The sequence below is a fragment of the Paenibacillus amylolyticus genome (assembly GCF_001570725.1).
GTDB classification, from domain to species: Bacteria; Bacillota; Bacilli; order Paenibacillales; family Paenibacillaceae; genus Paenibacillus; species Paenibacillus amylolyticus_A.
On the sequence record NZ_BCNV01000005.1, the window covers coordinates 206,815 to 221,246 of the forward strand.

Consider the following 14,432-nt stretch of genomic DNA (forward strand, 5'->3'; position numbering starts at 1 on the left):
AATACAATAGGCCTTACGTATCAGAGGTAATGGATTTGTGTGTAAAAAACATGAGATAGGGAGGATCAATTACATGAATTACAGAAAGCTGATAAGCTGCCTTTTAGTTGCGGTTTTGTTATTACAGGTGGTTAGCGTGGGTGGGGTTGCAAGTGCTGACCCGTTTAGTCCATTGGATCAACTTAATTTGGAGAGAGAGATGTATATTGAGTCGGATGAGAGTACGACGGTGACCCATGTTCAGAATTTACTTGAACAACAAGATTTAATTACACTGCCTGAAGACTATGAAGCATTGAACGATAATCAAAAATATGAAATTGCCAGAGGCATGGTCTTGCTGCTTCCACTGGAGTTTCCATATGAGAACAACAATCAGGCCAATTACGTATTTAATTTGGTTTACCATCTTATCACACTTCCTAAGCAGACTGAGTCGAGCGTATTGCAGTACAACATCACTCTGGTTTATAGCCTGCTGGCAGAATGGTCCACATATTTCCCGAATGTTGGAAAATCTGATTGGACACAAGCTGGCAATGATTATATGAGTTTAATGGGCGCAGACTTATCAATGTTTACGAGTAATCTTATGTTCTTTAATATTATTTTCATGAATTCTAGCGATCCTACGCATTTTAATAGTCAGTTGGAATTTATGGTTACTAAGATATCCGAATCCGAATATAAAGAACTGAATCGAGCACTTGACCTTTCCAGCATGGAAGCATCATTGGATAATCTTTATGGTATGTATGATTTCATTCAAATGAATGTCATTTTTAATCCAAACCCTAACATCCAGCCTTTTGTTTTTGATATGGAAAAGATGTCGACCATCCAGAACGATACAACCAAAAAATCCGAACTGGCTCAATGGATGATTGATCATAAGCCGCAAAACGGTTATGAAACGGTATCCCAGGTTCAAACTGCGTTTGATGCGTTCTTCAATGGCGATACACCGCTTACCAAATATAACGAACTGAAGAAAGAAGCGGATCGGGGTAACAGCAATGATTTTATCCAAGATATGATTGCACTACTGCGCGATGAACAATTCATCACTGAGCCTGACTTCAAGATGCTTTCTGTCAAAGATCAGGAGGATATCGCAATATACTTACTAGATATAGAACCACCAACGAATGCCGGATATGAGAAAAAAGAAGATGTTGAATTTTTGGTGCAAGTAGCCTTGAAGGCACTTGAAGTCACACGCGAAATTGATGGACCAAACGCAATAGCTGCACTTGATGAGTTTTATAACAAGCAAGCAGAGCGAGTAAATCATTTCAAAGAGCCCGATCCAGAAGGGGAATACTACCGACTTATTAATACTTACCTCACATCCTCCGAAATGGACAAATGGATGACTAAGTATCGATATGCAATTAGGCTAAAAGGGAAAGAGTCCATCTCCCGAGTAGTCAAATTCACGGACACTGCTGTTGAAAGAACACCTTATCTTAACCAAGCCTTAACGGAAGCAGAAGTGTTGGGTTCTTTGGAGCAATTCAGATCTATTCAGAAAGATGTTGAGAAATATAACTCCGATTACCCAGAAAGTCCGTTGGATGCTTTCCCTCTGGACTTTGCCGAAATGGATACCTTAACGAACGAGTACAAGCAACAATTGGCAGACCATATGCTTAGTGAGAGACCACTTGGTGGATATGCAAGTTTTGAAGAAATTCAGACTGCATTTAATAAATTTTTCCCTGATGATAACGATAGCGATCCATTGACTGCCTTAAATGCTGCAAAAAGCAACTCTAACAGAGATACTATGCGTGTAGCTATGGAAAATCCAGCTCTGGGTATTACGTTGCCTGCTAGCTATGATACGTTAACCCCGCAGGTTAAAGAGTTCATTGCAGGATTCCTTATCCAATATGCAAAAGGAGATTTTAAGAATACAGATCAGGTTCAATATATGATTGAGCTTGGTGTCTTGGTACAATCTCTGTGGGATCAGAATGAACTTACTGCTCTAGAAAATACACTGGATGCATTTGCTCAGAAATTGAAAGATGCATCAAATTACTTTAATGATCAACAAGCAAATGAATTTAGCACTTATGGTAAAGATTACTTGAAACGTACCAATGAAATAGATAAAAAAGTTTTTGCTTATAGATTCTTGTATTCAATAGCCTACGAAAAGTTGGAAGGCTATTATCAAGGAGATATTGTGGAACCTATGATTGTGCTATATCTTTTCACTGAATCGTATCAGTCTATTGATAAGGCTACCAAGTTGATTCCAATGAATCAATGGCTCGAAGATGCTATGAACGTTCAAATTGACGCGGAACCTTTCTTCGAGAAATACGAATTTGATCTTACAGGCGCCCTCGATGTATCCAAAAGGGCAGAACTCAGTTCCGAAGATCAAAAGGAACTGGCAGAGTGGATGCTCACTGAACAAGACAGCTATGAGGATGTTGGGAATCTGCAATATGTATTTAATCGATTCTTTACGGCTCCTAATGTGAAGGGCAATGACATCAATAACACCCTAACGGGCTTGGACAGCACGATGGAAATCTCCTTTGACGACAAACTGCATTGGATTGACGTTGCCTCTATTCAGAAAACGGACTTTAGTGGTAATAAAACGGTATGGGTTCGTCATAAAGCAGTTAGTGATGAACTGCCAGGACGCGCGATAAAGATTGTCTTTACACAGAACGGTGATAGCAACACTGATAACGGTAATGGCTCAACGCCTAACCCGGGTGGAAACACTGGTGGTGGATCTTCCACGACCACACCAGTAACGTCTACCCCTGCACCAACAACGAAACAAGAACAGATCGTGGTTGACGTTAATGGGGCAAATGGTACCAACTTGACCAAGACACCGATCACCCGTACAACCGAAACCAACGGCACGATCAAAGATTTGGTGAAAATGACCGAAGCGATTGCCAAGGAATCGGTGGAAAAAGCGAAGCAATTAAACATGAATACAGCACGCATTGTCATTCCAGACACCAAAGATGCCGTGTCCGAGACACGTATTGAACTGCCTAAAGCAGCGGTAAAAGCACTGAATGATGGTTCACTCAAGCTGGAGATTTCTACAGAGAATGCGATCATCTCTGTTCCGACGAATTCCATCGCTGGATTTGACCAAGATTTGTACTTCCGTGTAGTTCCACTGAAACAGGAATCGGAGCGCAAAGAAGTGGAAGAACGTGCAAAGAAAGAGCAGTTGATTCAACAGATTGCTCCGAATACCAATGTTCGTGTACTGGCTCGTCCGGTAGAGATCGACACGAATATGCAGAGTCGCGAAGTGACGTTGACTTTGCCACTACGTGACAGCTTGCCAACCGATCCGGCTGCTCGTCAGCAGGCTTTGGACAACCTGGCGATCTACATCGAACACAGTGACGGAACAAAAGAATTGATTCAAGGCAAACTGGTGCAACTGGCAGATAACAGCGAAGGCATCGAATTTACCGTAACGAAATTCAGTACGTTCACTCTCGTTGTTGTGGATGGACTGAAAGCTTCACAAAGTAAACACCAGCCGTACATCCAAGGTTTCGGTGCAGATTTCCGTCCAGATGCATTCGTAACACGTGCACAAATGGCAGCGATGCTGGCTCGCAATCTTCCAACTGAAGTGGCAGCAGGTTCCGCGGATAGCGTGAGCTACAAGGATATATCTGCAACACACTGGGCAACAAGTGAGATTCAAAAGGCTCAATCCGCAGGCATCATGAACGGCATGAGCGCGACTCAATTTGCGCCGGAAGGTTCGATCACCCGTGCTCAAATGGCGATGATTGCATACCGCTGGATGCAGCAGCAACAGGCGGGTACTACAACCGTAAATGGTACAGCAGTTTCCTTCACAGATGTATCCGCAGACCTGTGGGCAGCAGAAGCCATTGCATACGTGCAATCCGCTGGCCTGATGGTTGGTTACAACGATGGTACATTCAAACCGAACAGTAAGCTGACGCGTGCTGAAGCGGTGAAAGTGTTGAACGTATTGTTCAACCGCGAACCACTCACTGGTGCAGTTACGCCAACGTTCAACGATGTACCAGCAACACACTGGGCCTATGCAGATATCGAAGCTGCTGCGCAGAAGTAATATCAGTGCAAGATCAAGAGACTAAAAGCTCGTAGTTTTTAGTTCCGAGCAAGCTAATATGGTAGAACAAAGAAGGCCACCCCAAAAATAGGTGGTCTTCTTTTGTTCTACTGAAATTTAGAGAAGTATATTCTAATTTTGTTTGAATCTCGTGTTATGCATTTATAGGTCTAAGATAGTATATCTCAAAATAAAAATGTTGAATAATGACGAAAAAAAATGATATTTTCCACAAAAATTATATCTGTAAGTGGTACTAATACCTTTTATTTGCTCTAATGTTCAGAATCCGTTCAGAGTTGTGTACTACAATAGGCCTATATTTAACAAGCGAGATTAGGGAGGGAAAATAAAAATGCAGTACAGAAAAATAATGAGCATGTTGCTTATTTTGGTGTTGGTGGCTCCATGGCTTGCACCAGCAGGAAAGGTTAGTGCAGGAGCATTGTATCCGGTACCCGGTAATAATGGTTTAATCACGGTGAAGGGTGTGGACGATAATTCGGTAGAGGTTAAATGGGAATATGCTCAATCCGATAATACTGCATCATATGAATTAAGTTATAGGGTTTTCTTTTCCAAAAACTCTGATCTTACGGACGCGAACGAAATCAACAATAGCACAGTAGATCATTCTTATGGCAATTGGATTTCTGGTTCAGAGTCTACAGATGGATCATTTTCAAGAATAGTTACCAACTTAACAGAAGGTGAAACCTACTATTTTAACGTAATTGTTCAGGATCGTTACTCGGATTTTGCTTATCAGATGCAATCCATTGAGTTCACTACACCACTGGGTGAGTTCAATAACTCTATTGGTCAAAATTTTGATGCAACTAAAATAACTGAACTGTTCAAAAATGAAAATTTCATCACTACGACGCCGGAGTTTGAATCTCTACCTCTGGAAGAGCAAAATGCACTGGTAACCTTAGCGGGACATATGAATGAGCCTGCTAATGGGTATGAGAGTAACAGTGAGGTTCAATTTTTGGTAGATTATATTCAACAAGGTATTTCAGTAATGAAAGCAAATGAGTTGTCCGATGTCCAAGAGAGATTGACTACTTATTACGACAAAACTCTTACTTTTGCAGCATCGGTTAGTTCTGAATATCTGAATATGATTAAACCGATGTTAGATCGATATTTTCTGGCTTCTGATTTGGAACAGAACGTGCTGGCATTCAAAATTAAACTACAGCGAATTGCTAATAATCCATTCCTTGAAGAATCAGTTATGAATCTTTCTATGGCATCGAGCCAAATTACCAATTTTACGAATGTCTCAACACAGAGTGAAATGATTAATGCGCTAACGGAATTATATCAGCTTCAAGAACAAGCAGAGGCGTTTAAAGGCACAGATAAAGAGACCCTCGTTGGTACATTCCCGCTTGATTTTAGTAAAATGAAAAGCATTTCCTCCAACATGACTGAAATGGAGAAGCTGGCTGACTGGATGCTGTTGAAAAAGCCGGGTAATGGCTATTTAACATATAAAGTCGCGCAGGAAGCATTTGATGAGTTCTTTGGCACTCCTGAGAAGCAATCGCTGAAGCAGCTGAACGCAGCGATAGATATCCAGGATAAAGTTACAGTGTTATCCATATTAAAAAATACAGATCTGCTCAATCAACCTGGAGCGTTTAGTGAGCTAACAGATCAAGAACAAAAGACAGTTGCTGCTACATTAGTCCAAATGACTCCGAGATCGGGATCTTACAATGAAGATCAGGTTCAATTTATTGTAGATATAAGTATCAATATCCTTTTGGGGTATCGGTTAGATTACCGAGATATGGCTTCTGCATTAAATAACATTTACGATCAGGTCATTGTAAAAGGTGCTAATCTGTTCTCTGAGGAAGAGTTTGAACAGTTCAAGAAAGCAGCAGATTTTTATCTGAAAGCTAATCAGGCGGATCAGCAGTTAATTGCTTATATTGCGAAGTTCACTTCTGTTGCAACGGACACTGAATCGGCTGTAGGTTTAATGTTTACGCTATCTGAAGAATTTCCTTCAATTAACCAAGCAGAGACAGCGAGTGAGATATTAAATAACTTGAATTTGTACCAAATGCTTCAAATGCAGTACCAAATACTTTTAGCCAACAATCCAGGATTAAGTCTTCAGGAATCTCCTCTGAAGTTTGACCAGATAGTAACATTATCAACGAATGCGGAACAGCAACAACTCGCAGAGTGGATGCTTAGTGAACGACCTGTTGGAGGATATGAAAAAATTAAAGATATTCAAAGAGCATTTGACTTGTTCTTTGCTCCCCCAGCGCCTAATGTGACTGCTGATGATACAGCCAATGTGGTTATCGGTGCAGATGAAACGATGGAATACTCTAAAGATAATGGGGAGACTTGGATTAAATTCACCGATACAGATCGATTTGAGGGCAACCAAATAATTGTGGTTCGTGTAAGAGCCAAAGGCAACACACCGGCATGGAAGTGGACAACACTTACGTTCACATCAAATACGCCAACACCTAACCCGGGTGGAAACACAGGTGGCGGTGGATCGTCCACGACCACTCCAGTAACATCTACACCTGCACCAACAACGAAACAAGAACAGATCGTGGTTGACGTTAATGGGGCAAACGGCACCAACCTGACCAAGACACCAATCACTCGTACAACCGAAACCAACGGCACAATCAAAGATCTGGTGAAAATGACCGAAGCGATTGCCAAGGAATCGGTGGAAAAAGCAAAACAATTAAACATGAACACCGCTCGTATTGTCATCCCAGACACCAAAGATTCCGTGTCCGAGACACGTATTGAACTGCCTAAAGCAGCGGTAAAAGAATTGAATGATGGTTCGCTGAAACTTGAAATCTCTACAGAGAATGTAGTAATCTCCGTTCCGACGAATTCCATTGCTGGATTTGACCAAGATTTGTACTTCCGTGTGGTTCCACTGAAACAGGAATCGGAGCGCAAAGAAGTGGAAGAACGTGCAAAGAAAGAGCAGTTGATTCAACAGATTGCTCCGAATACCAATGTTCGTGTACTGGCTCGTCCGGTAGAGATCGAAACGAATATGCAGAGCCGCGAAGTGACGTTGACTCTGCCACTGCGAGATAGTCTGCCAACCGATCCGGCTGCTCGTCAGCAAGCATTGGACAACCTGGCGATCTATATCGAACACAGTGACGGCACAAAAGAATTGATTCAAGGCAAACTGGTGCAACTCGCAGATAACAGCGAAGGCATTGAGTTTACTGTAACCAAATTCAGTACGTTCACCCTCGTTGTTGTGGATGGACTGAAAGCTTCACAAAGTATACACCAACCGTACATCCAAGGTTTCGGTGCAGATTTCCGCCCAGATGCATTCGTAACACGTGCGCAGATGGCAGCAATGCTGGCTCGTAATCTTCCAACTGAAGTGGCAGCAGGTTCCGCGGATAGCGTGAGCTACAAGGATGTATCTGCAACACACTGGGCAACTAGTGAAATTCAGAAGGCTCAATCCGCTGGCATCATGAACGGCATGAGCGCGACTCAATTTGCGCCGGAAGGTTCGATTACCCGTGCACAGATAGCAACGATTGCGTATCGCTGGATGCAGCAACAAGGGAGTGCAACAACCGTAAATGGTACAGCAGTTTCCTTCACAGATGTATCCGCAGACCTGTGGGCAGCAGATGCAATTGCTTACGTGCAATCTGCGGGTCTAATGGTTGGTTACAACGATGGTACATTCAAACCGAATAGCAATCTGACGCGCGCTGAAGCCGTGAAAGTGCTGAATGTATTGTTTAACCGTACACCACTGACTGGTGCCGTTTCGCCAACGTTCGGTGATGTACCAGCAACACACTGGGCCTATGCAGATATCGAAGCTGCAGCGCAAAAGTAATATTTTTAAAAGAAGAAAAAGGGGTCATGAACGCAGTAGCATATGGAAAAGAGAACCCCTAATAATGGATAGGATATGACAGTATAATAGATAGAATAGAAAAAGAGCTGTTCCAAAAAGCCATACATTGGCTAGGGACAGCTCCTTTTTGCGTTTAGTGTGACTCAACACACGAATCATAGCGGCGTTATTCCACCATGTAGTGAACTAATCTTTATTGGGTGTATGCGAAGCATTTTCGTAAAATTTACCGTCCCGCAATTGATCCACGAATCCTTGTAGCCAGACGTAATACTGCTCCGCATGTTGGAGTTTGTGCAGATCCCTCAGCGCATCATCTCGATCTTCAGAAGAGGTATGTTCCGAAAGGATCATGGTCGACAGGTCAGGGATGACTTCACGAATGCCTTCTAACATGACATCTACTTCCCGCTGGAGCTTGGCCCCGAAGAAATTCTGAAATGTACGATAAAAGTCGGTCTCAGCCAGATACTGATCCTGACGGTCCTTCTTTTCCTCCAGTTTATAGATCATCTGTGACTCTGTAAGCGAACGAACCGCATAGCTCATGTTGCTCTTGCTCATATTCATCGAGGTTTTCATCTCTTCAAGTGTCATCGGTCGATCCTCAAAATACATGATGCCGTATAATTTGCCAAACGTATGATTAACTCCATACAGATCCATCGTATTAGCGATGGCCTCAATGACTCTCTCCCTCAGCGCATGCCGATCAGGTAACGAAGAATGATTCGGGTTCCTGGCAGTTTCTTTTCCCACAATGTCACCTCTGGTTTATGATAGCGTTCCCACTAGCTGCCTCATATTTTACATGACTTGCTCCAATTTTAACATAACCCGGAATTAGAATTTTCAATACGAGTGTACAATCAATTTTGTACAGAAGAAATATAAAGTTGATTATACTCAAAAATTCCCAATCATTAAAGAAAAATTGAACAGTAAGGAGTGGGGGATTTGCGTTTAAAACTATGGAGGGAGTCTGAAGCGGTGCTATTCACGCTGCCAGCTCTAATCCCATTGCTGATCTTCTGGCTGGGACCTCTGGGATATATCGTTTATCTCAGTTTCACCGATTGGGACTTCATGAGCCCGGACAAGTTGTTCGTTGGATTGGACAATTACAGTTATCTGCTAACAAACTCCGAATTCTATCGGTCACTGAAAGTCACCTTGTTATTCGGACTGGGGAGTGTGATCCCAACCATTGTGGGCGGATTGGCACTTGCGATGCTCATGAATAGCAAAATCAAATCATCCGGCATCTTCCGGACGTTACTCTTCTCACCTTGGGTCACCCCGACAGTTGCGGTGTCCATTGCGTGGTCTTGGATCTTCGAGCCCGAAGTCGGACTCGCTAATCTGATGCTGGGCTGGGCTGGTGTATCTCCGATCGGCTGGTTGCGTGACGCGGACTGGGCACTGGTTGCAGTACTAATCGTTACTCTCTGGAAGTCAATTGGGTGGGCGATGGTATTTTATCTGGTTGCACTACGAAATCTACCGTCCGATCTACTGGAAGCAGCTTCGATCGATGGGGCAAACCGTTGGGACAAGTTCAGAAGTATCACAATGCCACTGATCTCACCAACGACATTTTTTCTCTCGATTATTCTTACCATCCAGTCCTTGCAAGCCTATGACCAGATTAATGTCATGACGCAGGGCGGACCGGCGGGATCAACGAGAACGTTGCTGTACATGTATTACCAGTCTGCATTCGAATCTTTTAACGTAGGCGAAGCTTCGTCCATCGCCGTTGTGATTATTCTGATCTGCGTGTTGCTGTCGGGAGTATCCTTCCTGCTTGGCAGACGTCTGGTGCACTACTAATGACAATGACATTGCCCAACAAAAAGTCTAAACGGATGAAGCGCAAGGAGTTGCAGAACGTGTCACAACCGAATTTTAAAATAAGTAAATTAATCCGCTATCTCCTGTTAGCCGTTATCGCGCTGGGTACAGCCTTTCCCTTCTATTGGATGGTCATTAGTGGATTCAAAACCAATGATGAGATCTGGCAGTTCCCGCCGACCTTCTGGCCGGAGACGTTCCTGTGGAGCAACTATGTGGACGCCTGGAATGCGGCTCCATTTGCCCGCTACATTCTGAACAGTACCGGGGTAGCCTTAGCCATCTGTCTATTTCAGATCGTCAACTCCAGTATGATGGCTTACGCTCTGACACATATGAAATTCCGTCTCAAAGGTGTACTGACATCCCTGATTCTGGTGGGTTATATGATACCGAGTACAGCCGTATATCTGCCTAGTTACCTGGTGCTTAGCGAACTTAACTTGCTAGATTCCTACACAGGCTTGATTGTATCCAACTGCGTCAGCGTGTTCTCGATCTTTCTGATCCGGCAGGCGTTCATGCAGGTATCTCATGAATTGGTGGAAGCCGGACAGCTGGACGGTGCATCCCACTTCCGGATTCTCTGGACGATTATCACGCCGCTTGTTCGCTCAAGCTTCGCCGTGATGGTTCTGATTACGTTTATTGAACAGTACAACAACTATTTCTGGCCTATGCTCATCACCAAAGACCCTGACTTACAGCTAGTATCGGCTGGTCTGCGCAGCTTCTTTGTAGAAGGCGGGGCATATGGACTGGCTTGGCCACAGATTATGGCTGCGAGTGCCTTCACCATCGCACCACTACTTATTCTCTTCCTGTTCACCCAGAAGACGATCATGCAGAGCGTTAATATTACGGCTGGTGTGAACAAGAACTGATATGCACTACCATTCACCTAAAACGGGAGGAACGACAATGAATTGGAGTCAGGCAAGCATGACATGGAAAAAGAGATTGAGGTTGAACTGGAAGGGTGGCATGTCGCTGGTACTCGCGACTAGCTTTGCGCTAATGACAGCTTGTGGAACACAAGCACCCGCAGAATCAAGCACGACGGCTGCTGCCAGTGGGACCGAAGCTCAGGCGAAAGATCCGGTGGAGATTGAATTCTGGTATGGTCTGGGTGGTAATCTGGGCGATAACATGAAAAAAACGATTGATGCGTTCAACGCCTCCCAGAACGAAGTCGTTGTGAAGGGAATTGTACAAGCAGATTACACGGAGACGGAACAGAAGTTACAAGCAGCGATTGCTTCCAAGAAGGTTCCGGCCGCTGTACTGAGTGCTAACATAGACTGGGCACGCAAAGGATACTATGCACCGATGGATGAGATGATTGCAGCGGACCCGAATTTTAAGAAAGACGATTTCATTCAAACGTTCCTGAACCAGGGACAGGTGGATGGTAAGCAATACTTCCTACCTATGTATGGAACGACCCAAATCATGTATTACCGCATGGATACGTTAAAAGAGAACGGAATCGATCCAGCGAGTCTGACAACATGGGAAGCGTTGGCTGAAGCAGCAGCGAAGATGAGCAAACAAGAGAATGGCAAGACAACGTTCTCTGGCTGGCAACCGATGTGGGGTAAAGACAACATGATTGATGCTGTATTGGGTAAGGGTGGTCAAATCCTTAGCGACGATGGCAAAACAGTCATGATCGACTCCCCAGAGTGGATCGAGACATGGGACCTGTTCCGTAAATGGATTAATGAAGACAAAATCATGGGCATCGAGTATGGTGGTCAAGGTTGGGAATATTGGTACAAAACGATTGATAATGTGATGAAAAATAAAGCAGCAGGTTACACCGGATCTAGTGGTGACCAAGGTGACTTGGACTTTAGCGTAGTCGCTGCGATGCAACAACCAGGTTGGGAAGGCAGTGGTGAAGGTAAACCGGTAGCGAATGCCATTTTGGCAGGTATTCCGGCAGCAGCGAGTCCAGAGCAACAACAAGCTGCTTATAAATGGTTTACGTATTTCTCTGAGACGTCCAACACAGCTTCATGGTCTATGAATACCGGATATATTGCAGTGCGTCAATCGGCTCAACAAGATCCAGAGTTCATGAAATTCAGTGAGGAAAATCCACAGATCACTGTACCACTGCAACAAGCAGCTCACGCTTCGGCTCCATTCCAGGATCCAACAGGTGGCAAAATCAACGATGCATTGAAAGATGCAGCTGATAAAGTACAGATCAATAATATGCCAGCTGAACAAGCGCTGAAGGAAGCGAAAGAGAAAGCGCAGAAAGAACTGGATCGTGTAACGAAATAAGAAACGTATACAGGCAAGTGAATCAAGCGAAAGGGGCGGTACATGCTGTACCGTCCTTTCCGTTATACAAGATCGCAGACAAGGAGTTTAACCAATGCAAGATGAGACGTATGTGGACGGATTACCGAATCCGATTGAAGCTGTTTTGTTCGATAAGGACGGGACATTACTTGATTTTACGGGCATGTGGGGGTTCTGGACCGATTGTGTGTTGAGCGACTTCAGAGACCAGTTGGCAACCCGGGGACTTCGTATTAACACAGATGAACTTCCGCAGATCTGGGGAACTTTCCACGATGACCAGGGTCGAATGAATGGGTATGATGTGCGGGGCCCGCTTGCAATGGGAACCATGGATGAAGTGTATGCCGTGTTAACATGGCATGGATATCGTGCGGGTCTCAGCTGGGCGGAAGCCAAGATCATGGTTCGGGAGTGTTTGGCGCGAGCGGAGGAAGAGATGGAGCAGCATCGTCCGGCACATCCGTTACCGGGCGTTCGTAAATTCCTTGAACAGTGCCGTAGCGAAGGTGTCGTTATGGGTGTAGTGACGGCAGATGATACACCAAGTGCAATTAAACATTTACAGTGGATGGGACTGGATTCCTTTTTTGACGTGGTGATTGGTACAGATTTGGTGAAGCGGGGCAAACCTTTTCCCGATATGCTTCTACTTGCTTGTGAACGGTTAGGTGTATCTGTACAGCATACGGTGGTCATTGGAGATACGGACGGAGACATGGAGATGGCACGAACCGCTGGTGCAGGCTACAGGATTGGGATTGGAGAACCAGGAAAAATCCGCTTGGCGGACAGAACGATTCAATCTTTCCATGAATTGCTGAATGGTGGGCTTGGCCGATGACGAACAGTCACGCTTACTTGGGCTGGGTTCTGTTGGCTCTGGCCATCGGACTGGAGCTGAGTGCTACTATTTTGCTAAAAGTATCGGATGGATTCTCACGGTTATGGCCTTCGATTATGATGTTTGTATGTTATGGCGCAAGTTTTACGTTTCTGAATTTTGCAGTGAAGTATATGCCGCTGGCTGTGGCCTATGCGATCTGGTCTGGGGTGGGCATCACGCTCATTGGCGTCGTAGGGCATTACTATTTCGGTGAACGTCTGCGGCTCACGTCGATGGTCTGGATCGGTTTTATTCTGATTGGCATTATTGGACTGAAATGGAGTGATTCTTGATGGAAAATAAACATACCTCTGAGCAACCTCTTGCCAGCTTTCAGGTCATTACGGACACACATGTGCGGGATGAGGCAGACCATATTCATAATCGGCATCTGGACCAAGCATTAGCTGACATAGCTACATTTAGTCAGGGGAGCAGTGGAATCATGCATGTGGGTGATGTGACGGATCGGGGGTTGCCGAGTGAATATCGTGAGTTGCAACGCATATGGAAGCAACATGCGGAGAACTTGCCGGACATCCGTTACACGGTAGGTAACCATGATATTGGAGCCGTGGTATGGCAAGATCCGCCGATCGTTTTGCTCGAGATGAAAGAATATGAAGTAGCTGAGTTATTGGAGCAGGAGGGCCAAGATATCTCAGAAGAAGCTGCATCCATTACCGTCGCCGGGTTATGGCAACGTCGCTTAAGTGATTTTGAAGGGACAACAGGCATGAGGGGCTCTTACCACGATCATTGGATCGATGGGTATCATTATATATTCCTGGGCACTGAGCAACCTCATCCGAAGGATTGTGATATGTCGACTGAACAGTTGGAGTGGCTGGATGCGAAATTGTCTGAGCGTGCAACACTAGATCATCCCATCTTCCTGTTCTTGCACCAGCCGCTTATGGATACGGTAGCTGGATCGTTAAAGGAACAGGGATGGTATGGTGTGAATCAGGATGCTGAACTCAAAGCGGTTCTTGCTAAATACCCGCAAGCAATCCTCTTCTCTGGCCATACCCATTGGCAACTGGAAGCACTGCATACGATGTACGATGGTGCAGGCCACATGCCAACCATGTTCAATGCTTCGTCTGTAGGTTATCTCTGGACAGATCAGGATGAGCATCTGGAAGGTAGTGAAGGACTTCATGTGGAGATTTATAAGGATCGAGTGGTTGTAAAGGGGCGGAACTTTGTTACGGGCGAATGGATCGAGGGTGTTGCGTTTACGGTAAGTTATCCTGTAGAAGGGTAGTTATTTGGGTGATAAAAAGGAAAGGGTTACTCTAAGGGGCAATGCCATTAAGACAAGTTAAACTTAATGACATTGCTTTAAG

The 14,432-nt window shown here is 44.6% G+C and carries 9 protein-coding genes; 8 read left to right on the forward strand and 1 reads right to left on the reverse strand.

Going from position 1 to position 14,432, the window contains the following annotated elements; all coding sequences use genetic code 11:
• Positions 1–73: 73 nt before the first annotated feature.
• Together PAHA3_RS20960 and PAHA3_RS20965 are read left to right on the forward strand one after the other, a co-directional pair.
• Positions 74–4,114: an S-layer homology domain-containing protein gene (locus PAHA3_RS20960; protein WP_062836638.1), complete on the forward strand. Its 4,041-nt coding sequence runs from the start codon at positions 74–76 to the stop codon at positions 4,112–4,114.
• Between the two features lie 355 nt (positions 4,115–4,469).
• Complete coding sequence (locus tag PAHA3_RS20965) at positions 4,470–8,003, forward strand: DUF4073 domain-containing protein (protein WP_062836639.1); 3,534 nt, start codon at positions 4,470–4,472, stop codon at positions 8,001–8,003.
• Between the two features lie 207 nt (positions 8,004–8,210).
• On the opposite strand, the gene PAHA3_RS20970 is transcribed toward PAHA3_RS20965, so the two are convergent.
• A complete protein-coding gene (locus PAHA3_RS20970) occupies positions 8,211–8,783 on the reverse strand; it encodes a GbsR/MarR family transcriptional regulator (protein ID WP_062836640.1) in 573 nt (190 codons plus the stop codon).
• Positions 8,784–8,981: 198 nt separating this feature from the next.
• On the opposite strand from PAHA3_RS20970, the gene PAHA3_RS20975 reads away from it, so the two are divergent.
• The 6 genes from PAHA3_RS20975 (at position 8,982) to PAHA3_RS21000 (ending at position 14,350) form a co-directional block, all read left to right on the forward strand.
• Positions 8,982–9,857: a carbohydrate ABC transporter permease gene (locus tag PAHA3_RS20975; protein ID WP_062836641.1), complete on the forward strand. Its 876-nt coding sequence runs from the start codon at positions 8,982–8,984 to the stop codon at positions 9,855–9,857.
• A 59-nt stretch (positions 9,858–9,916) separates the two neighbouring features.
• Entirely contained in the window at positions 9,917–10,762 is an 846-nt protein-coding gene (locus tag PAHA3_RS20980) for a carbohydrate ABC transporter permease (RefSeq protein ID WP_235599520.1), read from the forward strand.
• A 37-nt stretch (positions 10,763–10,799) separates the two neighbouring features.
• A complete protein-coding gene (locus PAHA3_RS20985; protein ID WP_062836642.1) occupies positions 10,800–12,173 on the forward strand; it encodes an ABC transporter substrate-binding protein in 1,374 nt (457 codons plus the stop codon).
• Between the two features lie 94 nt (positions 12,174–12,267).
• Positions 12,268–13,038: an HAD family hydrolase gene (locus PAHA3_RS20990; RefSeq protein ID WP_062836643.1), complete on the forward strand. Its 771-nt coding sequence runs from the start codon at positions 12,268–12,270 to the stop codon at positions 13,036–13,038.
• Positions 13,035–13,373, forward strand: coding sequence for a DMT family transporter (locus PAHA3_RS20995; protein ID WP_062836644.1), 339 nt, complete (start codon positions 13,035–13,037; stop codon positions 13,371–13,373). The genes PAHA3_RS20990 and PAHA3_RS20995 overlap by 4 nt, the downstream gene beginning before the upstream one ends.
• Complete coding sequence (locus PAHA3_RS21000; RefSeq protein WP_062836645.1) at positions 13,373–14,350, forward strand: metallophosphoesterase family protein; 978 nt, start codon at positions 13,373–13,375, stop codon at positions 14,348–14,350. The genes PAHA3_RS20995 and PAHA3_RS21000 overlap by 1 nt, the downstream gene beginning before the upstream one ends.
• Positions 14,351–14,432: the final 82 nt, after the last annotated feature.

What these genes read in the sequence shown, in the direction of transcription:
- PAHA3_RS20965 (WP_062836639.1), top strand. Translation starts at nt 4,470, where the DNA reads ATGCAGTACAGAAAAATAATGAGCATGTTGCTTATTTTGGTGTTGGTG.
- PAHA3_RS20960 (WP_062836638.1), top strand. Translation starts at nt 74, where the DNA reads ATGAATTACAGAAAGCTGATAAGCTGCCTTTTAGTTGCGGTTTTGTTA.
- PAHA3_RS20995 (WP_062836644.1), top strand. Translation starts at nt 13,035, where the DNA reads ATGACGAACAGTCACGCTTACTTGGGCTGGGTTCTGTTGGCTCTGGCC.
- PAHA3_RS21000 (WP_062836645.1), top strand. Translation starts at nt 13,373, where the DNA reads ATGGAAAATAAACATACCTCTGAGCAACCTCTTGCCAGCTTTCAGGTC.
- PAHA3_RS20990 (WP_062836643.1), top strand. Translation starts at nt 12,268, where the DNA reads ATGCAAGATGAGACGTATGTGGACGGATTACCGAATCCGATTGAAGCT.
- PAHA3_RS20985 (WP_062836642.1), top strand. Translation starts at nt 10,800, where the DNA reads ATGAATTGGAGTCAGGCAAGCATGACATGGAAAAAGAGATTGAGGTTG.